This window comes from Moraxella sp. ZY200743, from assembly GCF_050885545.1.
In the GTDB taxonomy this organism is placed as follows: domain Bacteria; phylum Pseudomonadota; class Gammaproteobacteria; order Pseudomonadales; family Moraxellaceae; genus Moraxella; species Moraxella haemolytica.
This window is the reverse complement of record NZ_CP091313.1, coordinates 1,325,663-1,350,301: the sequence shown is the minus strand read 5'-3', so window position 1 is coordinate 1,350,301 and position 24,639 is coordinate 1,325,663. Positions and strand designations below refer to the sequence as shown.

23 protein-coding genes are annotated in these 24,639 nt (G+C 42.8%); 9 read left to right on the top strand and 14 right to left on the bottom strand.

Going from position 1 to position 24,639, the window contains the following annotated elements; all coding sequences use genetic code 11:
- Window positions 1-97 precede the first annotated feature (97 nt).
- Window positions 98-1,327: an ATP phosphoribosyltransferase regulatory subunit gene (locus L3D27_RS06515; protein WP_432480684.1), complete on the top strand. Its 1,230-nt coding sequence runs from the start codon at window positions 98-100 to the stop codon at window positions 1,325-1,327.
- Window positions 1,328-1,420: 93 nt separating this feature from the next.
- The gene (locus L3D27_RS06510) at window positions 1,421-2,710 is read left to right on the top strand and encodes an adenylosuccinate synthase (RefSeq protein ID WP_284672944.1); all 1,290 of its coding nucleotides are present in this window, start codon (window positions 1,421-1,423) and stop codon (window positions 2,708-2,710) included.
- A gap of 86 nt (window positions 2,711-2,796) precedes the next feature.
- Here the strand turns inward: L3D27_RS06510 and L3D27_RS06505 are convergent, their stop codons facing one another.
- Both L3D27_RS06505 and ypfJ read right to left on the bottom strand, forming a co-directional pair.
- Window positions 2,797-3,669: an ATP-binding protein gene (locus L3D27_RS06505; RefSeq protein ID WP_432480683.1), complete on the bottom strand. Its 873-nt coding sequence runs from the start codon at window positions 3,667-3,669 to the stop codon at window positions 2,797-2,799.
- A gap of 520 nt (window positions 3,670-4,189) precedes the next feature.
- Complete coding sequence (ypfJ, locus tag L3D27_RS06500; protein ID WP_432480682.1) at window positions 4,190-5,086, bottom strand: KPN_02809 family neutral zinc metallopeptidase; 897 nt, start codon at window positions 5,084-5,086, stop codon at window positions 4,190-4,192.
- A 225-nt stretch (window positions 5,087-5,311) separates the two neighbouring features.
- Here ypfJ and L3D27_RS06495 point away from each other — a divergent pair, with 225 nt between their 5' ends.
- Window positions 5,312-6,004, top strand: coding sequence for an alpha/beta hydrolase (locus L3D27_RS06495; protein WP_432480681.1), 693 nt, complete (start codon window positions 5,312-5,314; stop codon window positions 6,002-6,004).
- Window positions 6,005-6,266: 262 nt separating this feature from the next.
- On the opposite strand, the gene infA is transcribed toward L3D27_RS06495, so the two are convergent.
- From infA to L3D27_RS06465, 6 genes are all read right to left on the bottom strand, one after another.
- A complete protein-coding gene (gene infA, locus L3D27_RS06490) occupies window positions 6,267-6,488 on the bottom strand; it encodes a translation initiation factor IF-1 (RefSeq protein WP_029102801.1) in 222 nt (73 codons plus the stop codon).
- Window positions 6,489-6,661: 173 nt separating this feature from the next.
- Window positions 6,662-7,516 carry a tRNA pseudouridine(38-40) synthase TruA gene (gene truA, locus L3D27_RS06485; protein WP_432481888.1) on the bottom strand — a complete coding sequence of 285 codons (855 nt, stop codon included), beginning with the start codon at window positions 7,514-7,516 and terminating at the stop codon, window positions 6,662-6,664.
- A gap of 26 nt (window positions 7,517-7,542) precedes the next feature.
- The gene (locus L3D27_RS06480) at window positions 7,543-8,526 is read right to left on the bottom strand and encodes an asparaginase domain-containing protein (RefSeq protein ID WP_432480680.1); all 984 of its coding nucleotides are present in this window, start codon (window positions 8,524-8,526) and stop codon (window positions 7,543-7,545) included.
- Between the two features lie 94 nt (window positions 8,527-8,620).
- Complete coding sequence (asd, locus tag L3D27_RS06475; RefSeq protein ID WP_432480679.1) at window positions 8,621-9,751, bottom strand: aspartate-semialdehyde dehydrogenase; 1,131 nt, start codon at window positions 9,749-9,751, stop codon at window positions 8,621-8,623.
- A 410-nt stretch (window positions 9,752-10,161) separates the two neighbouring features.
- Window positions 10,162-11,361, bottom strand: coding sequence for a glycosyltransferase family 4 protein (locus tag L3D27_RS06470; protein ID WP_432480678.1), 1,200 nt, complete (start codon window positions 11,359-11,361; stop codon window positions 10,162-10,164).
- Window positions 11,362-11,376: 15 nt separating this feature from the next.
- Window positions 11,377-11,853 carry a peroxiredoxin gene (locus tag L3D27_RS06465; RefSeq protein WP_432480677.1) on the bottom strand — a complete coding sequence of 159 codons (477 nt, stop codon included), beginning with the start codon at window positions 11,851-11,853 and terminating at the stop codon, window positions 11,377-11,379.
- Window positions 11,854-12,135: 282 nt separating this feature from the next.
- Between L3D27_RS06465 and L3D27_RS06460 the strand changes: the two genes are divergently transcribed.
- The gene (locus L3D27_RS06460; protein ID WP_373628688.1) at window positions 12,136-13,449 is read left to right on the top strand and encodes an NCS2 family permease; all 1,314 of its coding nucleotides are present in this window, start codon (window positions 12,136-12,138) and stop codon (window positions 13,447-13,449) included.
- A gap of 110 nt (window positions 13,450-13,559) precedes the next feature.
- Here the strand turns inward: L3D27_RS06460 and L3D27_RS06455 are convergent, their stop codons facing one another.
- Window positions 13,560-14,138, bottom strand: coding sequence for a TetR/AcrR family transcriptional regulator (locus tag L3D27_RS06455; protein ID WP_432480676.1), 579 nt, complete (start codon window positions 14,136-14,138; stop codon window positions 13,560-13,562).
- A gap of 322 nt (window positions 14,139-14,460) precedes the next feature.
- Window positions 14,461-15,177, bottom strand: a complete 717-nt coding sequence (queC, locus tag L3D27_RS06450; RefSeq protein WP_373628712.1) for a 7-cyano-7-deazaguanine synthase QueC — start codon at window positions 15,175-15,177, stop codon at window positions 14,461-14,463.
- Between the two features lie 147 nt (window positions 15,178-15,324).
- On the opposite strand from queC, the gene L3D27_RS06445 reads away from it, so the two are divergent.
- A complete protein-coding gene (locus tag L3D27_RS06445; RefSeq protein WP_432480675.1) occupies window positions 15,325-15,966 on the top strand; it encodes a MarC family protein in 642 nt (213 codons plus the stop codon).
- A gap of 100 nt (window positions 15,967-16,066) precedes the next feature.
- Entirely contained in the window at window positions 16,067-16,714 is a 648-nt protein-coding gene (locus tag L3D27_RS06440; protein ID WP_432481887.1) for a MarC family protein, read from the top strand.
- A gap of 133 nt (window positions 16,715-16,847) precedes the next feature.
- On the opposite strand, the gene trpC is transcribed toward L3D27_RS06440, so the two are convergent.
- Genes trpC through L3D27_RS06425 form a run of 3 tightly spaced genes read right to left on the bottom strand, consistent with a single transcriptional unit; the run spans window position 16,848 to window position 19,516 of the window.
- On the bottom strand, window positions 16,848-17,684 hold the full coding sequence (gene trpC, locus L3D27_RS06435; protein WP_432480674.1) for an indole-3-glycerol phosphate synthase TrpC: 837 nt from the start codon (window positions 17,682-17,684) through the stop codon (window positions 16,848-16,850).
- 60 nt (window positions 17,685-17,744) lie between these two features.
- Window positions 17,745-18,836: an anthranilate phosphoribosyltransferase gene (trpD, locus tag L3D27_RS06430; RefSeq protein ID WP_432480673.1), complete on the bottom strand. Its 1,092-nt coding sequence runs from the start codon at window positions 18,834-18,836 to the stop codon at window positions 17,745-17,747.
- 56 nt (window positions 18,837-18,892) lie between these two features.
- Window positions 18,893-19,516, bottom strand: a complete 624-nt coding sequence (locus tag L3D27_RS06425) for an aminodeoxychorismate/anthranilate synthase component II (protein ID WP_432480672.1) — start codon at window positions 19,514-19,516, stop codon at window positions 18,893-18,895.
- Between the two features lie 412 nt (window positions 19,517-19,928).
- Here L3D27_RS06425 and cgtA point away from each other — a divergent pair, with 412 nt between their 5' ends.
- The 3 genes from cgtA (at window position 19,929) to hemE (ending at window position 23,424) form a co-directional block, all read left to right on the top strand.
- Entirely contained in the window at window positions 19,929-21,143 is a 1,215-nt protein-coding gene (cgtA, locus tag L3D27_RS06420; protein ID WP_432480671.1) for an Obg family GTPase CgtA, read from the top strand.
- Between the two features lie 34 nt (window positions 21,144-21,177).
- Window positions 21,178-22,290 (top strand): glutamate 5-kinase, encoded by a 1,113-nt coding sequence (gene proB / locus L3D27_RS06415; RefSeq protein ID WP_284672927.1) that lies wholly within the window; start codon window positions 21,178-21,180, stop codon window positions 22,288-22,290.
- Window positions 22,291-22,356: 66 nt separating this feature from the next.
- Entirely contained in the window at window positions 22,357-23,424 is a 1,068-nt protein-coding gene (hemE, locus tag L3D27_RS06410) for a uroporphyrinogen decarboxylase (protein WP_432480670.1), read from the top strand.
- A 209-nt stretch (window positions 23,425-23,633) separates the two neighbouring features.
- On the opposite strand, the gene L3D27_RS06405 is transcribed toward hemE, so the two are convergent.
- Window positions 23,634-24,590, bottom strand: coding sequence for a tetratricopeptide repeat protein (locus L3D27_RS06405; RefSeq protein WP_432480669.1), 957 nt, complete (start codon window positions 24,588-24,590; stop codon window positions 23,634-23,636).
- Window positions 24,591-24,639: the final 49 nt, after the last annotated feature.

Below are 24,639 nucleotides of genomic sequence, written 5' to 3'. Positions count from 1 at the left end.
CCTAATGGTCTTTTTATAAGCGTAGGGTGTTTTTTCTAGCAAGTGATGACTTGCTATTTTTATTTATTCATCCATCACTAATGAATAGGGGTTTGTTGTGCCGACCTGCACGATGGCGACTAGCCTACAGCGTACTGATGCCAAAAACTGGCTTTTGCCAGATGGCGTGGTAGATGTATTATTTAAAGATGCTCAAAAACAAGAAAGTCTGCGAGATGCACTACTATTTGTTCTAACTGCCAATGGTTATCAGTTGGTTTCACCGCCTTTGATTGAATATACCGAGACTTTGCTTGGTGGTGCTGATGAGGATTTAAAGCGTCAGACTTTCAAGATGGTGGATCAGCTCACAGGTCGCATGATGGGCGTGCGAGCGGATATTACACCACAGATTACTCGTATTGACGCACAGCATGGCGATGGAGTGAGTCGTTACTGCTATATTGGTCAGGTGGTTAAGACGCTGCCTAATGGACTGTTTGGACTGCGTACACCACTTCAGCTAGGGGCGGAGATTTTTGGGATAAGCCATGTCAATGCCGAGATGGCACTCATTGATCTATTGGTGGCATTGACCGATGAGATCGGCATGAGCCGTGATAATCTGCATATTGATGTTGGTCATGTGGTGATTTTTGATGCGTTATGCACGCTACATCATACCGAAGAGTCGGTCATTGATACGCTTATGTCGTTGTATATCAAAAAAGATTTGCCCGAACTTGAGACATTGTGCCTATCTATTGAAGGTGGGGTAGATTTTTTGGTGCTTGCTCAGCACACGCTTGCCCAAGATGCCATACCTGATGCAAACAATCTATTGTCAAAATTATCCAAAAAAGCTCAAGATAGCACGCCGATTGTTGAAGCGGCGACTGAGATTGCCACTTTGTCATCGCACATCAAAGCACTGGGCATGAGCGTTAGTGTTGATATTACTGAGCTGTCTGGTTATCACTACCATACAGGACTTGTGTTTAATGTTTATTTGAATCGTTCGGTCATCGCACAGACACAACCTTTGGTGCGTGGTGGGCGTTTTTGTGCACGAGCAGGGCGACAGGCAACAGGTTTTAGTATGGATATGAATCGCCTGCTTGAATATGTTGAACTACAAGAAGATACTGTGATTGTAGTGGATTATGATGATTTGTGCCGTGCCGATAATGACCAAAAAGACGACCTAGACAAACAAATTGCTACACTTCAAGATGAGGGCTGTATCGTTATCAAGCCACTATCCTTTGATGACAAACCGCAAATGATTGATGGCGTATTACACCTTGATGATGGAGTGTGGGTGGTACAGTTGGTTGGTGATGACTAGTGGCTTGATGGCACCGATTGAATAATTTTTTATTATTGCTATGATTGGCGATACAACAGAATTAGAATGATTGTTAACTGAGGAAGAAAGATTATGGGTAAAAATGTCGTAGTATTGGGTAGCCAATGGGGCGATGAAGGCAAGGGTAAGATTGTTGACCTTTTGACCGAAAAAGCAACAGCAGTCTCACGCTATCAAGGTGGTCATAATGCAGGTCATACATTGGTTGTTGGTGGCGAGAAGACTGTACTTCACTTAATCCCGTCTGGCATCTTGCGTGAGGGGGTTACTTGTTTTATTGGTAACGGCGTTGTGCTTGCCCCTGATGCATTGTTAAAAGAGATGAACGGCTTGATTGAAAAAGGCGTGCCTGTGCGTGAGCGTCTGCGTATCTCGCCTGCTTGCCCACTCATCATGCCATATCATACCGCACTAGACCAAGCTCGTGAGCTAAAGCGTGGCGATGCCAAAATCGGCACAACAGGTCGTGGCATCGGCCCTGCTTATGAAGACAGAGTGGCTCGCCGTGCCTTAAAAGTGGCTGACCTATTTAGAGCGGATTTGCCCCAAAAGCTAGAAGCACTGTTAGAATATCATAACTTTTCCTTAACTCAATATTATCAGGTGGAGGCCATCGATTATGATGCAACACTTGAGCTGTGCAAAGTGTGGGCAGATGAACTTAGGGATTTGGTTGTTGATGTGACTGATGAACTAGAAAAACGCCGTAATGCTGGTGAAAACTTAATGTTTGAGGGAGCACAAGGCACGCTACTTGACATTGATCATGGTACTTACCCATTTGTTACCAGCTCAAATACAACAGCAGGCGGTGTAGCGACAGGTACAGGCTTAGGTCCTTTGTATTTTGATTATGTGCTTGGCATTACCAAGGCATATACCACTCGTGTGGGTTCTGGTCCTTTCCCAACCGAGCTATTTGATGAAGTGGGTGTGCACCTAGCAAAAGTAGGTCATGAGTTTGGTGCGACTACAGGTCGTGCTCGCCGATGCGGTTGGTTTGATGCAGTCAGCCTGCGTCGTGCGGTGGTGCTAAACTCAATGTCGGGCATCTGCTTAACCAAGCTAGATGTGTTAGATGGTCTTGATGAGATTAAGATTGCTACTAAATACCGTGTGCCAGAGGGCGAATGTGCAGGGGCTTATGATGCAGAGTTCTATGAGAAAGTTGAGCCTGTGTATGAAACTTTAGCAGGCTGGAGCGAATCAACCATTGGAATTACCAAGTTTGAAGATTTGCCAGAGAATGCCAAGATTTATATCAAGCGTATTGAAGAGTTGGTTGGTTGTCCTGTAGATATCATCTCAACAGGTCCTGACCGTGCGGAGACGATTGTGCTAAGAGACCCTTATGACGCATAATTGCCTTTTTTAACCATACCAATAATAAAAAAACACATCTTAATGGTGTGTTTTTTTATTATTGGTATGGTTAATGAGTATGGCGGTTATTGTTGTAGTTGGTTCATGCCTGCCCAATGGCGACTAAATTGATAAGCAATGCGACCAGAACGACCGCCACGAGTGCTTGCCCACTTTAGGGCTTCTTGCTGTGCCACCTCGTCAAATGCCAAGCCATGTTTGGTAAGATAGTTTGCAACAATGTTTAAATAGGTGTCTTGATTCATTGGATAAAATGATAGCCATAGACCAAATCTATCTGATAATGAGACGGTCTCATCAATGGTCTCGTAGGGATTAACCTCATCAGTCTGACCGTTGTAGATATTGATGTTGTCTTTCATCATCTGTGGCAGTAGGTGGCGGCGATTGCTGGTGGCGTACACAAGCAGTCTTTCTTGTTCACTATCTAAAGCACCATCAAGTACACTTTTTAGGGTGCGGTAGTTTTCATCTTGAGTATTAAATGCCAAATCATCACAGTACACGATGTAGTGGTTGGTATTACCTGCTTGTTGTGATATTTTGATGGCTTGACGGATTTGATCCAGATGTACCAAATCATCACGAGCTACTTCGATGACTCGCAGTCCTGCACTATGATAGCGTTTGAGTAGAGCTCGCACCAATGATGATTTACCTGCTCCACGAGAGCCTGTCATTAACACATGATTGGCAGGCAGTCCTGATAGAAACTGGCATGTGTTGGTAATTAGCTTGTCTTTTTGGGTCTCAATGCCCATAAGGTCATCTAAGTCCACTCCAAAAACCACATCAAGTGGTATCAGTTGCCCATGCTTGCTACCAACCCAACGATAAGCTAAAATATTTGGATCAATGACGATGGGCGAGTTGGTATGCTGAGTTAAAAACTGAGTTAATAGTGAACTTAGTGGTTCAGGTAAGGTTAGTATATTCATGTTTATCCAAGTCTTTTAACAGCTGAACTAATAATTGATGGGGTTTAATAATGAAATCATGGTATTTAGGGATTAAAGAGTATATGCAAAGACAAAAGATGCAATCTGACAAAGTGCAACAACAAGTTAAAATACTATCTGAGCAATTACTAAGTGTACATTTAAAATATGTAGAAATCATGATATTGAAATCTATCTTAATGGCACAAATATTAAATATATAATTAAACCATTTGCATTTCAAATACCGGCAGATGGTAGTACTACTTATCTGGTTTTTAAACACAAAAGAGCTGGTGGTATACTACCATTTTATTGTTCAACTGGTAAACAAAATACGATATTGTATCATGGTTTGCGTGAAGCAGTTGATTCTATCAGGGGGCAATTAGATAATCATCAAAGAGTACAGTCTTGCCAAAGTATTCTTTAAGGAATACGCTATATATTGTCAATTTTATGAACTACATGACCAAAAGCATACAGACGCTATCAAAACAAGTTGATGGCGTTTTTATAATTATAATTGGCGAGTAGCGAAAGTGTCGCACTGCCTAATGTCGCCAGACTCAAAACCACGATAGAACCAACGCTGACGCTGTTTGCTTGTGCCATGTGTAAAACTATCTGGTACGGCGTGCCCATGTGATTTGTGTTGTAAATAGTCATCGCCGATTTTTTCGGCGGCATCTAAAGCTTCCTCAATGTCGCCTTTTTGTAGAAATTGCGTGCGTTCATGATTATGTCTTGCCCACAGCCCAGCAAAACAGTCTGCTTGTAGTTCTTGGCGTACTGACAGATTATTGGCGGTTGCTTGATCTGTTTGACTTTGAGCTTGGCGTACTTGATTTGATATGCCCAGTAAGGTTTGTACATGATGACCGACCTCATGGGCAATGACATAAGCCTGAGCGAAATCAGCTGCTTGGTCTTTTTGGCTAAGCTCGGTGGCGTTTTTCTCGCCAGAGATGCCCATTTGTGTACGCATTGCTTTAAAAAAGCTGGTATCTAAATAGACTTTTTGATCGGCAGGGCAATAAAAAGGACCGCTGGCTGAAGTTGCAGAACCGCAAGCAGACTGGACCGTGCCACTAAACATGACAAGTTTGGGCGGTTGATAAGTACCACCAAGCTGATTAAAAATCGGTATCCAGACATCTTCGGTATCCGCCAAGACGGTGGCAACGAAAGCACGAGTCTCAGCTTGTTCAGCGGTTTCTTGGGTGGGGGCTTGGGTGATTTGGCTATTTTGAGTGATTTGTTCGGTAATGCCCAAGGTGGTCTCTGGACTGATACCAAAAATTTTCCAAACAATGAGTGCTAAAATCAAGCCAATAATACTCACACCACCGACTTTTCGTGTACTACCACGGCGGTCTTCAATATTACTGCTTTGTCTGCGACCTTTCCACTGCATGATGTTTGACCTTAAAAATAAAATGAAATATAAGGTGCTTATTATAACGATTTTTTGTTGAAAATGGGGAAAATTCACCACCTGCCATGTGGTTTTTGCAAATCTGGATAAATATGATGACTTTGTGATATGATGGTGCGGTATTTACTACCTACTGATGAGTGGGTACTGTACGACTAAAATTGTTTTAGTGTGCATTGGTTAAGATAAAATTAGGATAATAAAATGAACAAATCGGTCAAGCATCAGCCTTTATCATGCGTCATGGTGGAACATAATCCCACAAATTCCCCCATCCGCCACAGCGTGATTTGGCTACATGGGCTTGGGGCAAGTGGTCATGACTTTGAACCTGTGGTGCCTGAGCTTGACTTAGGCGATTTATCAGTGCGTTTTGTATTTCCGCACGCACCACAAATTCCTGTAACGGTCAATGGTGGCTATGTGATGCCTGCTTGGTATGATATCATCGAGATGAGTTTGGATAGAAAGGTGGATACAGCACAGATTGAATCGTCTGCTCGTGCTATTGATGATTTGATTGAGCAAGAGATTAAAAAAGGTGTGCCTAGTCAAAATATCATCATTGCAGGCTTTTCGCAAGGTGGTGCGGTGGCGTATCACCATGCTTTTACCACACCATACCAGATTGCAGGCTTACTGGCGTTATCCACCTATTTTGCCACCAAAGACAGCATCAAAGATGCAGGTGTGAACGGCGATATTTTGGTAAAAATTGATCATGGTGATTATGATGATATTGTTCCAAAAATCTTAGGCGAGCAGGCAAAAAATTCGCTAGATAACTTGGGTCTAACCCCTGTTTTTAGCACCTATCCAATGACACATCAGGTGTGTTTGCCACAAATTAAGTCAATTGGTGCATGGATAAAAGAGATGTTTACGGTGTGTACTTAAAAGTCAATATTGCCTAATACAAGAAACCACCGAAGTTGAACTACACCCCAAAGGTTGGAGTTAGATATCTAAACTCTAACCTTTGGGGTGGTTTTTAATGGCAAAGCCTTCTGTTTGGGGTGGTACAATGATATGCTAAATGTTTGGCAAGGTTTGCCAAACATACGGCTAGCGACAAACTCACTTAAGCTATATTCAACCAAGTTCACAGACAAGCCATCGTGATTTATAAAGAAAACCCAGTCAAAAGACTGGGTTTTGATCATTTACCACGATAGGTGATGCGACCTTTAGATAGGTCGTATGGGGTCATCTCAACCTTCACCTTATCGCCTGTTAAGATGCGAATGTAGTGCTTACGCATTTTACCAGAGATGTGGGCAATGATTTCATGTCCGTTATCTAGGCGGACTTTAAATAGAGTGTTTGGCAGGGTGTCAATTACCTCGCCTTCAAATTCGATGATGTCGTCTTTTTTTGCCATAAGTCAAATTAAGTTAAAAAATAAAGGGGTATTATAGCTGATATTTTTATGAAAAGCTAGGTTTTACCCTTGCTTTCTTAATGCGATGGTTGGTATCTGCTAGAGATGTGCAGTGCGGTCTGATGGGCTAGGCAAGCGATAAAATAACATGACTGGTCCATCTTTATATGACCTTATCTTTGGTTGATGTGAAAATCATCTAAAAGCCCAAGCCATAATGGTGTCAATGGTGCATTTGGTAGTAACTCCTGAAAGTGCTTGGGGTAGTAGGCATTGATGAAATACAGCCCATCAGCAGGGGCGGTTGGTGGGGCAAGACAGCGGTTTTTGGCATGAATCAATCGTGTAACATCATCTGCCTTAAGCTCGCCTTTGCCAATGGCAAACAGTACTCCCATGATGTTTCGCACCATGTGATGCAAGAAGCCATCAGCTTGTATATCTAGCACCAGATATGCTCCATGCTGAAATAGATGGGTATGACTGACTGTGCGTACAGGTTGATTGGATTGGCACTGTGCTGCTCTAAAGCTAGTAAAGTCATGCGTGCCGACCAAAAGTCTACTGGCTTGTACCATCTGATCTATATCAAGTGGCTCAAAAACATGGGTTACCTGATGACGCAAGATAGCAGGGCGGTAAGGCTGATTGAGTGTGATGTAGCGATAGCGACGAGCAATCGCCTTAAAGCGTGCGTGGAAATCGGACGGCATGGGGGTAATCCAGCGTAAGGCGATGTCATCAGGTAGTAGGGTGTTTACCCCACGCATCCAGTTGTACTCAGTACGGTTTGCAGTGGTGGTAAAATGTGCAATCATATTGCCTGCATGAACGCCAGCATCGGTACGACCTGCAGCGATAACTTCTACAGTTTCATTGGCGATGGTGGATATGGCGGATTCTAGGCGTGCTTGTACGCTGTCTACTTCTTGCTGTCTTTGCCAGCCACGATAATTTGTACCGATGAACTCAATGCCAATGGCATAAGTTTGCACCTGTTTTTGGTTAGGTTGTACGACCAATACCATTGGTGCAGTTTGTTTTAGATTGTCTGTCATGGTTGTAAAACCTGCCAAAGTGTCTGACCATAGATACCGGCAATGCCTTTATCGCTTGCCTCAACCCCATATTCATACTGCCAAGCCCCCGATGCGTAGTCGGCGGTCGTGCCACCAAAAGCACACATGGTGGTGCAGATGATTCGGATATTTTGTTGGGTAAGTTTTACTATTTGGTCAATTAGTGTGGGTGATGATGGCACATTGCCTGCACCAAAGCCGATTAAAATGACTGACTTGGTATTACCGCTTAGATGCCTTAGTTGATGTTCTAAGTTGGCAACATCATTGGGAAGGCAATATATGGCAGTGATGTGCGTATGTTTGGCGTTGGCGATTAGCTTTGGCAGGTGAGCCAATCTGTCATCAATCACTGACTGTATGCTGAATGGTTTCTGATTAAAAACCGTTTGGTCGGTTTTTTTATTATTTACCAATTTGCCAATAAATGCATCGTGATTTTGGCTATTTAACTTTTGGGTGTCAAGGGCATACATGAGCTTGTGATAAAATTGCACAAATACCCCTGTGTGTTCGGTTGTAGCCATGATGCTTGCTGATAAATTTACCCAAGCATCTGAACTCTCATTGATGGTGTAGATGGGATTGTCAGCGATGAACAATGGTTGCATACTGCCTGTAATAATCAGGCTAATGTCTTTAAAATCACTAAAGGCATTGGCTAAAAATGCCGCCAAAAAACTTAGGCTGTCTGTGCCTGTAATTAGTACAAAACGCCGACCACCGACCGCATAAGCCTGCAAGATTAAGCTGTATAAATGCACAAAATCACTTGGAGTGAGTGTACTACTGTCTTTGATGAGTAAATTGGGTAAAATATCAATGGTGATGTTTGGTAATTTATCGGAGAATTGTGTTTTTAAAATTGGCAAAAATTCGTCCGCAGGCAAGGGCGATAATGGTGTGCAATGACTACCAAAAGTTCCGCCAGCATAGATGATGTGGGTGGTGTGATTCATGATGGTTTTGATAAGACAACAAAGCTAAAATCATGCATATCATAACATAAAAAGCACGCCAAAATAGCATGCTTTTTTGTATTCTTTACAAGGATTAAATGCGACCTTGAATGATGGCGAGCATACGACGAAGTGGCTCAGCAGCACCCCACAATAGCTGATCGCCTACGGTGAATGCTGTTAGGTACTCACCACCCATATTCATTTTACGCAAACGACCAACCGCTACATTTAGTGTGCCAGTAACTGCTACAGGGGTTAGGCGTTCCATGCTAGCAGTTTTGTCGTTTTCAACCACATCAAGCCAAGGATTATCGCTTTCACGCAAGGCTTGTTCGATTTGTTCTAGTGGAATGTCTTGGGTTAGTTTGATGGTTAGGGCTTGGCTATGGCAACGCATCGCACCGATACGCACACAGATGCCGTCAATATTGATGAGTTCATCACCTAATTTTCCTAGGATTTTGTTGGTTTCGGCTTGACCTTTCCACTCTTCACGAGATTGACCATTATCAAGCTGACTATCAATATAAGGAATTAGGCTACCTGCTAAGACTGCACCAAAGTTTTGTTTTGGAAAGTCGTCCGAACGCTGAGTGGTAGCAATGGTGCGGTCGATGTCTAAAATGGCAGAAGCAGGGTTGGCAAGCTCGTCAGCAACACTATCACGCAGTACACCCATACCTGTGATTAACTCACGCATATTGGCGGCACCTGCACCAGAGGCGGCTTGATAAGTCATGGCAGACACCCATTCAACCCATCCACGGCGGAAAAGTTCACCAATTGCCATGAGCATCAGGCTCACTGTGCAGTTGCCACCAATGAAATCTTTTTGACCGTTAGCTAGAGCTTGATCAATCACATCACGATTCACAGGATCTAAGATGATGACTGCATCATCGTCCATGCGTAGAGAGCTTGCTGCGTCAATCCAGTAGCCACGCCAACCGCTTTGGCGTAGGGCAGGGTGAATGGCTTTGGTGTAGTCGCCACCTTGACAGGTAATGATGGCATCGCATTTGGCAAGTTCGTTAATGTCGTTAGCGTCTTTTAGTGTACCTGCATCAACCCCGAAGTTCGGTGCTTGACCACCGGCGTTGCTGGTTGAAAAAAATACAGGTGTGATATGCTCAAAATCACCCTCTTGAGTCATGCGAGTCATCAGCACAGAACCTACCATGCCACGCCAACCCACTAAGCCTACGACTAATTTTTCTGCCATTGCATTTACCTTTAATGGAGTGTGATTATTAGCCTAAGCCGACCAATCATCACACTGGTTAAGTTGTTAAAAATAAGCCTATAACTATGCACTTTTATTCATAAAAAATCAAGTGCTTTTTGTGATTTTTATGAATAAAGTTATCTGTCGGCGATTTCTTACATTTTGTGGCGGTAATGGCTGATGGTATGTCTGCATGTATCGTTTTATAATATGCACATGGATAGATGATAAGGAGATTGGGTGGCTTTAGCCACAGGCAATGATTGCCAAAGGACTGTTTGCTATGGATGGTATTTACCCACACGCCCAGCTTAGATAAGCTGGGTTATTTTTTTGTGTTTGGTTGTGTTTGTATCGGTTGGTGTGCCAGATTGAGTGGTAGCCCATAAATGGCTGAACAAATAGGATTAGTCATCAATGCGAATACAAACCAAGTTGTCATGACGGTCATTTTTTACCAGTTTGCATTCAGGCATAAGCGACTGATACACTGCCAAAGTCTCAGCAGTCATCTGCTCGATGGTGTATTCGTGTGTCATGGTGGGGCGTAGGCGATTTTGTAGGTGTGATTTGACTGCTTTGCATAAAGCGGTAGCGGTCTGCTCTTTGACCAAACCTTGTGGGTAGGTGGCGGATAAAATATCAGCAAATGCCCCCTTTGCCCAACCGATGACAGGCGTACCTAGATGAATGGCTTGCAAGGCGGTGATGCCGATACTCTCTGGATGATTAGCAAGAGCAAGAACGATGTTGGCGGATGACAGCCACTCTCTCATATCGAGCGGTCGTCTGCCGATGAAAGTAACTTTATCATCTAGTCCTAATGCATGAATTCTTTGAATGAATTCTTCGTGGGATACATCTTGGTCGGTTAAGTTGAACTCTAAGTCTTCAGCAATGATGGCGTGAATGTCAGGGAATTTGTCTTGCAGATTTCCCAGAATATCTACCAGCCATTCTTGACCATACTGTGTGCCAATGGGTGTGGGAAATAGTAGCCATTTTTTGTGTTCAAGTTCTGGATACTGAGCAAAAACATTATGCAGCCAGTACACCGAAGCATGATGGCGGTAGGGATAGGTGCGAACATCAATGCCTCGCTTGACGCATATGATATCAAAGGGTAATTGTTGTAAATCTTCTTCTTTGTCGGTAAGTTTGTCTTTTAGGTATTTATCTATGCTTTTTGAAGCGGTGATAATAATATCGGCATTAAATAGTGCTCTAGAGTATGAATTGAGCGGGTAAAATCCATACATGGTAGCGACTATTTTGGGGTGTTTGTCCTTAGCGATGAGTTTTAATGACCAGTGTAGCACCCATGCAGGTGTTCGAGAGTGTACATGAATGATGTCTGGCTGATATTCACAGATGAGTTGTCTTAATTTGTAGACATGCTTTAATGCCCACCATGATTTTTTTGGCATGGGCAAGCGGTGATAAATCGTGCCATCACGCAAAAGACGAGTAACCAACTCCTCATCTTCGTGAGCAGCACCAATGACAACAGATTCATGACCTGCTCGCATGAGTGCGTGCGTGATGGCGTAGATGCCACGCTCGGATTCATCATGCTTTAATGATGACGATAAATGTAGAACTTTCATGGGTTTTGCATGAATTTATAGCATATCTAGTAGCGTTTGGGCGTGATCTTTAGCCTTAATGTTGCGATAGCTGGCAATCATCTGCCCTGCACTATCAAACACAAAGGTTGAACGAACAATGCCTAAATGCGTCTTGCCATACATCATCTTTTCTTTGATGACATCAAAGTGTTGACAGAGCATTTCGTTGCTATCGCTAACAAGAGCGATGGATAGCTCTTTTTTGTTGATAAAATTGTGGTGCGACTTGATGCCATCACGAGATACGCCAATGACCTGATAGCCTTTGTCGGCGAATGCTTGTTTTAACTGACTAAAATCAACCGCCTGCACTGAACAGCCTTGTGTGTTATCTTTGGGGTAAAAATACAAGATCAATCCTTGATTGTATTCTTGTAACCAATTTGGTAAGCTGATGGTGTGTTCATCATCGCCTACCACTAGATTGACCAGAAAAGTAGGTAGAGTGATATTTTCTTGAGTATTTTTCATGGATGATATTAAATGTTCTGTTACTATAAAAGAAAAATAAGATTGAGATAAGGTGCTAGGTATAAAGTGCTAGGCTTTATCATCTTTCATTAAGGCATACCATTTTACCTAAAAAACTTGCAAAAGTCCGCATAATTTCTCCGTGTTTTTTCTAAATTTTTAAAAAATTATCTAAAATTACAAAAATCTATTCGTTAAAAATTGTAAAAAAACTCACTATCAAGTAAAATTAGTAAATTTTTTCTTCTTTATTGTTACTTTGGCAAACTCAATAGGCGTTTTATGTCTTTGCTTTCTTTTTTTAAAATCGAAGAGCGTGGCTCTTCTGTGCGTCAAGAGATCATTGCAGGCTTGACGACATTTTTGGCGATGGTGTACTCGGTTATCGTTGTTCCTAATATGCTGTCGCAAGCGGGCTTTCCTGCTGAGTCAGTATTCATTGCTGCTTGCTTGGTTGCAGGTCTTGGCTCAATTTTAATTGGTCTGTGGGCAAATGTGCCGATGGCGATTGGTTGTGCAATCAGCTTGACTGCCTTTACGGCGTTTAGTCTTGTTTTGGGTCAAGGTATTAGCATTCCTGTGGCATTGGGTGCGATATTCTTGATGGGTGTGGTGTTTACGCTGATTTCGGTAACGGGCATTCGTGCTTGGATTTTGAGAAATTTGCCAAGTGCCATCGCTCATGGTGCAGGTATTGGTATCGGTTTGTTTTTGCTACTCATTGCTGCTAATGGTGTGGGTTTGGTCATTAAAAATGATGCAGGCTTGCCTGTCAAGATGGGCGAATTTGCTTCATTCCCTGTGCTGATGTCATTGCTTGGTTTGGCTGCCATCATTGGTCTTGAACGCAAGCGAGTCAAGGGTAGTATTCTTTGGGTGATTATCGCCATCACGGCGATTGGGCTGATTATTGATCCGAATGTGCAATTTAGCGGCTCTATCTTTAAATTACCAGTGATTGATGGTGAGTCGCAGTTTTTCAATCTAGATATCATGGGTGCATTAAATGCGGTAGTGTTGCCTGCGGTATTTGCTTTAGTGATGACAGCGGTGTTTGATGCCACAGGTACGATTCGTGCGGTGGCAGGGCAGGCAGGCTTGATAGATAAAGATGGTCAAATCATCAATGGTGGCAAGGCATTGACTGCTGATTCGGTGTCAAGTATTTTCTCAGGTCTGTTTGGTACAGCACCTGCTGCTGTGTACATTGAATCGGCGGCAGGCACGGCAGTTGGTGGCAAGACAGGACTGACTGCTGTTGTGGTGGGTGCATTGTTCTTGCTTATGCTGTTTTTTGGTCCTTTGGCGTTCTTAGTGCCAAGCTATGCAACAGCACCTGCGTTGATGTATGTGGGTTTGCTTATGCTAAGCAATGTTTCAAAGCTTGACTTTGAAGACTTTGTGGGTGCGATGAGTGGCCTGGTTTGTGCAGTGTTCATTGTGCTAACAGCAAACATTGTAACTGGTATCATGCTTGGTTTTGCGTCATTGGTACTTGGACGCATCATTGCAGGCGAGTTTCATAAACTAAACATTGGCACAGTGATTATCGCTGTGGTATTGGTGGCGTTCTATGCGTTGGGTTATGCTATCTAGGCTGTATCCATCAAGCTGATCGCTTATTTTAAAAACACCGCTTAACGAAGGCGGTGTTTTTTATGTTTTAACAAGCACTTAAAATAACCCAATGTACAACTTGGTGTATTTTATGCCACAATATCATCAATCAGCTTGTTTAGGTAAGCATGAATCTTGGGCAGATTGTCATCAGGTAGGTCATTTAACCAAGCCCCGTCAACTGCATGGCGGATGCTAGCAAGACGCACATCATCATCGGTATGGGCGTAGGTTTTTAGTTTGTGATTTAGCCAATTTGACCATAGTAAAACAAGTTTGCTCTCGGCATTCATGGCACGAATCAAGCCTGCCCAGTCGCTAGATAGACCAATGCTATCATTGCAAAAAAATACATTCACATAAGCACGAGTAAACACACCTTTACTTTCGCCAAGCTGCTCAATCTCTTCTAAAATGGCGGTGTTTACTTGAGCGATGAATAGCTCAAATACAGAAGCAATCAGCATTTCTTTATTCTTAAAGTGATGAAACAACCCACCTTTACTTATCCCTGCCAAAGTGGCGACTTTTTGAATGGAAAGGTTGGCAATGCCATCTTCTAGCATGAGTGTCTTGGCGGCAATAAGTAGATTGTGCTTTAGTAGCTCAGGGTTGTTTTTGCGTTTTGTTTGGGTATTGTTAAATAAATCAAGTGATTGATTTTCCATGGTTTTCCTGTATTTTTGGGTGGCTAATCGTGAATGAATCATTGATTTTAAAAAGCCATTGGCTATTATGTTTATGATAAGCTGATACCATTTCGGTGGGTAAATTCGGTGCTTTTTTTGGATATAATAGCACGGTTAAGATGGTATAAAGCGGTAATGGAGTGTGGCTAATGGACAGTTGCACAAGAAGCCAAAGTTTTTAAAACCAACTGGTCGGTATTTTATTGAGAAGGTATAGAAAAGTCAATCATTAAATAAAATCAAAGATCAAAAAGTACTAAAGTCATCGGTAATCACTGTGGCTTTGGTGCTTTAAAAACAGTTAATCTACCGAGTGCCGATAGCGAGTAGGGTCGGCAATGCCTGCATGAGCAAAGCCCTGCTGGCGTAGTGCACAGCTGTCGCACATACCGCAGGCACGGCCGTCATCATCTGCTTGATAGCAAGATACTGTTTTGGCATAATCCACGCCCAAAGACAGACCAAGCTCTAGGGTTTGAGATTTTGAGAGATACTGCAATGGGGCAAGGACGCTTAGATGATTGCCTGCACGCCCTGCAACGGTGGCAAGGTTTGCAAGGTTTTCAAATGCTTCGATAAAATCAGGGCGACAGTCAGGATAGCCCGAAAAATCTACCGAACTGACGCCGATGACGATGTGATTTGCCTGCATGACCTCAGCTGCTGCCAGTGCATAAGATAAAAAAATGGTATTTCTGGCAGGTACATAAGTAATGGGTACGGCATTGGAGTGGGCGTCATAATCAGGCACGCTGATGTTTTGATCTGTTAAAGCAGAGCCACCAAGTTGAGCGATGTCAATATCAATAATGCGATGATCAACGCCTAGATTTTCGGTGATTTTTTTGGCAGCAATAAGTTCGCTAGAATGTCGTTGTCCATATCGAAAACTGATGGCGGTGATGCTTTTAAATTGTGATTTTGCCCAGTAAAGACAAGTAGTTGAATCAAGTCCGCCTGAGAATAGAACGATGGCGTGCTTATCTTGAAAATCGTTATTATCAATCGTGTTTTGCATACTGGTAAGGTGCTTTTGCTGATAAAAAGAGAATAAAATTTTACCATAAAGTGCGGATTTTGGTAAGTATTTCATCTGCCTTATGTTACAATAGGTGTTTATTGCGAGTTGTTTATTAAAGATCAACAATGGTAGTTAAGAAAAATTATGGATATTGAACTGATTAAGATTATTTTGGCTTTTGTGGTGCTTATCAACCCTTTTAGTGCATTGGGGTTGTTTTTAAATATCACCAATGGTTACACCCCTAAAGACCGAAAGAAAGTCGCTCAAATTGCCTGCTTGACCATATTTGTGACTGTGGCATTCTTTGCATTCATGGGCGATCATCTGCTGAAATTTTTGGGGATTTCGGTGGGGTCGTTTCAGATTGCAGGTGGGATTTTGGTATTTTTGATTGCCATTAGCATGATGAATGGTGGTGGCAACCCTGTTAAGCCTGATGGCGATAGTATTAGTGTGCATAGCCCACTGGCGGCGATGGCGGTTGTACCACTTGCCATTCCGATGATGATAGGACCTGGTGGGATTTCTACTGTGATTATCTATGCTAGTCAAATGCCATCGGTTTCACAAAAATTATCAATTGTAGGGGCAGGATTTTTGATTTCGATGTTCTGCTATATTTCTTTGTTAACCTCGTCTAAGATTAGCCGATTTTTGGGTGATACAGGGCTTAGTATCATGAGTCGTGTGATGGGTATGCTCTTGGCAGCAGTGGCGGTTGAGATTGTCATTAGTGGTATCAAGGCGGTGTTGCCTGTGATTTATGCCGCCACCAGTTTGTAATAATCCATTGATAGGCTTGATAATTGACGAATTGTTTTTGCTTCTTGAATGAAGATATTTTTAAATGAACGATGTCTTTTGCAAAAGATGAGTGATGGTTGTGGAAATTGATATAGTTAAAATTACGCTGGCATTTGTGGTATTAATCAATCCATTGGGGGCATTGATGCTGTTTTTGCATTTTACCAATGGTCATTCGGATAATGCTAAGAAAAAAGTGGCACGCACTGCTTGCTTGACCGTATTTATTACGATTTCGTTTTTTGTATTGCTTGGCGAGCTATTATTGCAGGTATTGGGCATTTCTTTAGGGTCATTTCGTATGGCGGGTGGTTTGTTGCTATTGCTGATTGCTCTTAATATGATGAGTGCTGGTAACAATCCTGCCAAGCCCCAAGAAAAAGATGTCGATGACGAGATCAGTGAACGAAGTCAAGTGGGCGGTCTTGCAAGCGTGGCAGTTGTGCCAATTGCCATTCCGATGATGATAGGTCCTGGTGGGATTTCTACTGTGATTATCTATGCTGCTGAGTATAACAGTCTTGCAGGTATTTTGATGATTTTGGCATCAGGACTTGCCATCAGTCTATTTTGCTATGCATGCTTGATGGGGGCAGGGCGGATTAGCAAGGTGTTGGGTAATACAGGTCTTAATGTCATCAATCGTGTGATGGGTATTATCTTGGCGGCGTTGTCCATTGAGATTATGGTCAATGGTCTTAGAACGCTATTTCCACAACTTGGATAATTGCTCTGTTAATGGATTGATAACAAAAAAGCGAATGAATTCATGCGCTTTTTTGTTATCCGGCATCAGTTGGTTAATCAAACTGGTAGATAATTTTGATGATAAAAACTTGTATCAAAATATCAATGATGGGTTAGATACTAGATAATAGCTTGGCTAGAGCATCGCCAGCATTATCGGTTTTCATAAACTGCTCGCCAATTAAGAAATGGTGAATGCGGTTATTTTGCATAAGATGAATGTCATCTGCATCATTAATGCCACTTTCACTCACCACTAACGCATCATCATCAAGCACCTCAAACAAACGCTCGCACAGGCGAATACTGTGTGCTAAATCCACTTTAAAAGTATTTAAATCTCGGTTGTTGATACCATAGATATTATGCTTGCTTTTAGGAAGTTTTAAGGCACGCTCAAGCTCATCTTGAGTGTGAATCTCAATCAATACATCCATGCCTAATTCAATGGCAAGTGCGTGCAGGCGAAACACTGTTTCATCATCAAGGCATGCCATGATGAGTAAAATGCAATCTGCTCCTAAGGCACGAGATTCGTAGATGTGATAGTCGTCCACCATAAAATCTTTGCGAAGCACAGGTAATGCACAGGCATCTCTGGCGTCTTTCATGTAGTTGTCATGACCCAAAAAGTACTCACGGTCGGTCAGAACCGATAGGCAGGTAGCACCTGCTTTGACATAATCTTGAGCAATGGCAGTGGGGTCAAAATTTTGGCAGATAATGCCCTTTGATGGGCTAGCCTTTTTGATTTCGCTGATGACGCCGATGTTGCCACGCTTGGTATCAATGGCACGCAAGGCATCAGCAAAACCCCTTGGTGTATCTTTGTTTTGATGAATGATGTCAAGCAGGGCTTCTTGACTAAGTTGTTGTTTTGCATTGATGATTTCTTGGTGCTTTGTTGCGACTATTTTTTGTAGAATGCTTGGTGTGTTTGGGTGAGTCATGGCGTCTTCCGATGATATTGTTAAGATGGCGAAGTCTTGTTTATTTAGGGTAAATGTCAGTTAGGTGGATTTTAGCGATTGGGTAAAAGCAGCGAATTTTTGTAATTTTTGGTAGCCTTGACCATGATTGATGAGCTGTTTGGCAAGCTCAACCCCATGTCTTAAGCTATCGGCCTTGCCTGCCACATAAATTGCCACCCCTGCATTAAAGGCGATGATGTCTTGAGCTTTTTTGATGCGTGCGTCATCTGATGTACCCTGTAGGGCTTGTTTTATTAGAGATAAACTGTCTTCTGGGGAGCTAACGGTCAATCCTTCTAAAGATTGTGTGGCTAAATTAACATCATCAGGTCGAACAATATAATCGGTGATAACCCCATCTTTGAGTTCGCTAACAAAGTTATCACCTGCCAAGCTAAATTCATCTAAACCATCGGTAGAATGCACCACGATGACATGGCGACTGCCCAAGTTTTTTAGGACCTGTGCCAATGGGTGGCATAAAGGTTTATCAAACACACCGATGACCGAATTGACCACGCCAGCTGGGTTGGTCAGTGGACCTAATACATTAAAGATAGTGCGTGCCTTTAATTGGGCTCTGACACCGATGGCGTGCTTCATTGCCTTATGGTGATTGGGAGCAAATAAAAAACCCAGTTGTTGTTCATGAAGGCAGGCGTGGATTTGCTGATTATCTAAATCTAAGCGAACTCCTGCCGATTGTAATAAATCTGAAGAACCTGATTTGGTAGAAACGCCACGATTGCCATGTTTGGCAACAATAGCACCGCTTGATGCGACCACAAAAGCAGCAGCGGTTGAGACATTAAAGAGACTTGCTCCATCGCCACCTGTACCGACAATATCCACCACACCAGTCAAATCATCAAGCACCACCTTATCTGCCAGTTGTCGCATGACATCAGCAGCAACACTGATTTCGTTAATGCTCTCACCTTTAAGACGCAGAGCAATCAAAATCGCTCCCATCAAGGCATCAGGACAGCGTCCATGCATGATGGCAAGCATGACCGCACGCATGGTAGTGGTATCTAGGTCTTGATGTTTTAATAATTGATTAAGGCTTTGGCTTAAAAAACTGTGAATCTCATCATCGTCAAGTAAGTGGATGTTATCAAGTGTAATCATGTCAATCCTTGCAGGTTGGTTTGGTTGGTGGCTATAGGTGGCTGATTGCAATTAACTTAAGCAACCTGAGGTAGGGCGTTGTGTTCTAATTTTGATAGTCCATGCCGTGCCAAAAAGTTATTAAAAATGCGATAGCCATGTTCACTTAAGATGGATTCTGGGTGAAATTGTACGCCTTCTACTGCTAGTGTTTTGTGTCGTACACCCATGATTTCTTCAATGTTGCCATCGGTGTTTTTTGTCCATGCAGTCAGCTCTAGGCAGTCAGGCAGGGTATTTTTATCAATCACAAGTGAATGATAGCGAATGGCATTAAACGGGCTAGGTAGTCCCTCAAAAACGCCTGTGTTGTGATGATGAATGGGGGAAAGTCTGCCGTGCATGACCTCACCTGCTCGCACGACTTGACCACCAAAGGCTTGCCCGATTGCCTGATGACCTAAGCATACGCCCAAGATGGGGATTTCGCCTGATAGTTCATTTAAGATGGGCAAGGTAACACCTGCTTCTGTTGGACTACAAGGACCAGGGCCTAAGATAATGGCTTTGGGGGCGAGTGTGCGGATTTCATCAAGCGTGGTTTCGTTATTACGAAATACTTGGATATTTTGTTGCAATTCGCCAAAATATTGCACAATATTGTAGGTAAAGCTGCAGTAGTTATCAATCATTAAAAGCATTTTATGTCCTTGTGCGTATTTTGATTATTAAGATGAAGTGATGAATATCTAATCGTGGATATGGGTAGTATTTTAACATTATTTTGACATCTGTCAAAGCAACAACGGCAGTGGTGTTTATGTCGCTACTGATGACAACACCGATGCACTGAGATTTTCGCTTTAGGTGATTTAAATATTCTACTCCATATGCCATAACAATACCAATACATGCTGTCTGTTCGGTGGTGGCTGTGATGGGCTTTTCTGATCAGACAGTGGGAGAAAAAATAGACTAATTTTGTGAATAAATAGAGGTTTATCGCTATATTTTGGGTTATTTTTTCGGCGGAGATTTGATAGATAAAATCAAATTTTCCCAAAACTATGCTATAATGCTAAGTTAATTTTAAAAAATTTTAAAGAGAAACTCATGCGTTTTATTGATGAAGCTGTAATCAGTGTAAAGGCGGGCGATGGTGGCAATGGTATCGTCAGCTTTCGCCGTGAAAAATTCATCCCAAAAGGTGGTCCTGATGGCGGAGATGGCGGTAAGGGCGGCAGTGTTTATGTCGTTGCTGATGACAACACCAATACGCTGGTAGATTTTCGCTATACTCGTAAATTTGAAGCCAAGCGAGGCGAAAATGGTCGCTCAAAAAACTGCTCTGGCAAAGGTGCAGATGACATTTATCTAAAAGTGCCAGTTGGCACAACCATCATTGACACCGACCTTGATGTGGTGATTGGTGATTTGACAGAAGTTGGGCAGATGGTATTGGTTGCCAAAGGTGGTGATGGCGGTTTTGGCAACACTCGTTTTAAGACCTCCACCAACCAAGCCCCTAGAAAAGCCATTCCAGGTTTTGCTGGGGAAGCTAAGAATATCAAATTAGAACTAAAAGTTGTGGCGGATGTGGGTTTGATTGGATTGCCCAATGCTGGAAAATCCACCTTTATCCGCCAAGTGTCATCAGCTCGCCCTAAGGTTGCTGATTACCCATTTACTACGCTTGTGCCTAATTTGGGCGTGGTGGATGTTGGCACGCACCAATCTTTTGTGATGGCAGATATTCCAGGCTTGATCGCAGGGGCATCTGATGGAGCAGGACTTGGTATTCGTTTTTTAAAGCATGTTGCTCGTACTCGCAGATTGCTACATATTGTAGATGTCAAGCCCATTGATGGCTCTGATCCTGTGGATAACGCCAAAATCATTTTGCATGAGCTTGAAAAATTTTCAAAAAGCCTTAGTGAATTACCACAAATTTTGGTGTTAAATAAAATTGACCAATTAGATGATGGCGAGGTGAAGGATGTGTGCGAGCACATCATCAAAGAGCTAGACTGGCAGGGTGAGTTTTTTTGCACTTCAACCATCATTGGACAAGGTGTTGATGAGATTAAATATCACCTGATGAGCGAAATTGAGGCAGAACAAGAACGAGAGGCGGAAGATAGTGATTTTGCCGAAGCACAAGCTGAACGCTTTGCTCGTCTAGAAGAAGAGGTTCGTCACAATACCGAAATCCAAAAAGAGGCTTATCGTGCCCGCCGTAAAGCCGAGCGAGAAGGCTTGTCGGATGATGACGATGATGATTGGAATGATGACGATTATGATGTGGCGGTGGAATACGCTCCTTATTAATCAAGGGTTTTGTTGGTAATATTGAGAGAGTTTTATGAATAATCAACCAAAGCGTATTGTCATTAAAATCGGTTCGTCTTTATTGACGAATAATGGTCGTGGGCTTGACCGCACTGCCATTTATGAGTGGGCAAGGCAAATCGCCACAATCCACGCTCGTGGCATTGAGGTGATACTGGTCTCTAGCGGAGCAGTTGCTGAAGGGGTGGTTCGGATGAACTTGCCTGAACGCCCCAAAAAACTGTCCGCCTTGCAGGCTTGTGCGTCTATTGGGCAAATGGGGCTGATTGAGACATGGTGGCAGGCTCTTATCCAAAAAGGCGTGCAGTCATCACAGATTTTGCTTACTCATGATGATTTGGCTCATCGTTCTCGTTATCTAAATATTAGCCAAACTTTAAGCCAGCTGATTGAGTGGCGTGTCGTGCCTGTTATCAATGAAAATGATACGGTAAGTTTTGGTGAGATAAAATTTGGGGATAATGATACTTTAGGGGCGATGAGTGCCACGCTGGTGGGGGCGGATTTATACATCATCTTGACTGACCAAGAGGGTGTATTTACCGATAATCCACGCACCAACCCCAATGCTACACTCATACAAAACGAACGAGCCATGGCGGATTATTTGCTTGATGTGGCAGGTGATGGCGGTAAATGGGGTAGTGGTGGTATGCTAACCAAAATCCGTGCAGGTAGATTGGCCGCGATGGCAAACTGTCCAACCATCATCGCTAATGGCAAGGTAGAAAATGTCATCACAAGATTGGTGGACGGCGAATCTATTGGCACACGACTGACCACCGATCATGCCGACCGCCTGATTGCAAAAAAACAATGGCTTGCTACCCACATTCGTATGGTGGGTACGCTCGTGATTGATGATGGGGCGATGAATGCCATTACCGAGCAAGGAAAATCTTTGCTTCCTGTGGGTGTTGTGGAGGTTCAAGGCGATTTTGATGCAGGTGATGTGGTGGAAATTGTCAATACCCAAAAAGTGCGTTTGGCGGTGGGGCAGGTAGGTTTTGGTAGCAAAGATGCCAAAGCCATCATTCAAAAGCACACCGATGAAATTGTGCGAATTTTGAATTTAAATAATGACAAAGTCATTATGGTGCATCGTGATGACATGGCGGTTCTTTGATGATACGCTAAGTGTTTATTTTATATATCTTAAATCATTTGATTTCAATAATTTGATGGATATTTTATGACAAATAATAATTTCCCAACTCTAAAAAATGATCGACTATTAAGAGCATTGCGTTTTGAAGAGGTGGATACTACACCTGTTTGGATGATGCGTCAGGCAGGGCGTTATCTACCAGAATATAAGGCAACTCGTGCTGAAGCAGGTGACTTTTTGAGCTTGTGCAAAGACACGGCTCGTGCTACTGAAGTAACTTTACAACCTTTGCGTCGTTTTGAGTTGGATGCGGCAATTTTATTTAGTGATATTTTGACTGTACCTGATGCTTTAGATTTGGGTCTGTACTTTGAAGCAGGCGAGGGTCCTAGATTTCAAAAAACCATCCGCACCGAAGCTGATATAGCCAACCTACCTAAGCTAAACATGGCAGATCTAAGCTATGTTACTGATGCGGTAACAAGTATTCGTCATGCTTTGGGTGGGCAAGTGCCATTATTTGGTTTTAGTGGTTCGCCTTGGACACTGGCGACTTATATGATAGAAGGTGGTGGTTCAAAAGAATATCGCCATGCCAAAGAAATGATGTATGCACACCCAGAGTTGTTGCACGCATTATTGGATAAAATCGCTGATGCAGTAGCTGAGTATTTGGGTGCTCAGATTGTTGCAGGGGCGAACCTTGTGCAGATTTTTGATAGTTGGGGTGGGGCGTTAGGTCATCGCCAGTTTATTGAATTTAGCCATCAATATAACCGCCGTATCATCGATGTCCTAAAAGCTAACCATCCTGATGTACCTGTGGTTATGTTTACCAAAGGTGGCGGTTTATGGGTTGATGTGCAAGCAGACAGCAAGGCAGATGCGTTAGGTTTTGACTGGACCATGCCATTAGATAAGGCTCGTGTGGCATTGGGTCGTACCAAGGCGATTCAAGGCAATCTAGACCCTGCTACCCTATACGGAACGCCTGAGAGTATCCGCCAAGCGGTGCAACATATGCTAAGCGATGTCTATGGTAGCGGTATCCATACAGGTTATGTAGCGAACTTTGGCCATGGTATCACCCAGTGGGCAAATCCAGATCATGCCAAAGTGTTTGTTGATGCGGTGCATGAATTTCAACTGTAAAGCATTAACTGCATTATAATAAAAAAACCGACCGAGTGGACGGTTTTTTTATTGGGTGAGTGGCTGTACCAATTATTTGATGGTTGTCTATCCAAATTAGTCTTGATGAGCAACAAAAAATTCTGTTTCTGTGCAGATGCCCAAAAACAGAATTTTCTATAAAGCATTATTTTATAAGCAATCTTATGCCAATCAAAAATACTTGATTACTACTTAACAGGTTTGATATTAAGTGGCTTGTCATCAGAACGCCAAATATAGTAACCACCTTCATTGATGATTTTGATTTGATTGGCGATTTGAGCGTTGTCAGGATGCTTGGCTTGCAATGCCTTTAGTCGTGACAAGGCAGCATCTTTTTTGTCATTTAATAGGTCTGCTTGAGCAAGGCTTTGCTCTGCTTCAATGTAGCCTAGCGAGACTGATTTGTCTAGATATTTTTTACCTTCATTAAAACCACCTGCTTCACTAATCATCATGCCCAACAGAAAATTGGCTTCAGGGTGGTTTGGTTTTAGACGCAAGGCCTTTTGCATATGATTTGATGCGCGCACAGAATAGTCGGTGCCGACATTTAGGTTGCGAGCGATGCCGTTTAGTTTGGCGGCACGCAAGACAATATCAAAAGATGCGTCTGAAGCATTGGCAAAAGGTTCAATCCAGTCTGACAAGTGTTTGACATTTTGAGTGGTTAGATATTCGGCGGTTACCGTTGGGAAACTTGGCGGATAGTGGCGTGCATTTGGTGAGACTGTTGCAATAAACTCATCCATCAAGGTGGTATCCATTAGGATATTACCTGATTGATTGGCAGGGGTTAATACCGTTGGGACATTTTGAATGTTGGATATGGTTGCTGCTGGTGTGGGCAGACCTGCAATGGGGGTGGCTAGAAGATTGGCGGCGTTGTTATTGATGATGGTGGTGGTAATCTCACTACGCATTTGTGGGGCTAGCGGAGAGATTGTGCCTGCGGTTAGCTCTTGAATGGTTGGTGCTGAGGTGGTTTTTGAGGTTTTTTTATTGGTTTTGGATTTGGCTGAAGGTTTTGCTTTTGCAGATGTTTTGGTGGTGGTTGTTTTGGTGTTTTTTGGGGCTGCGTGAACAGTTGTGCTGCTTAGACCCAGTATGCTTAGGCTAAGTGCTAATACGGTAAGTTTTTTCATGATAAGTTCCTTAAATACAACTTTGATATCAAGTGGAATATTTTTTTAA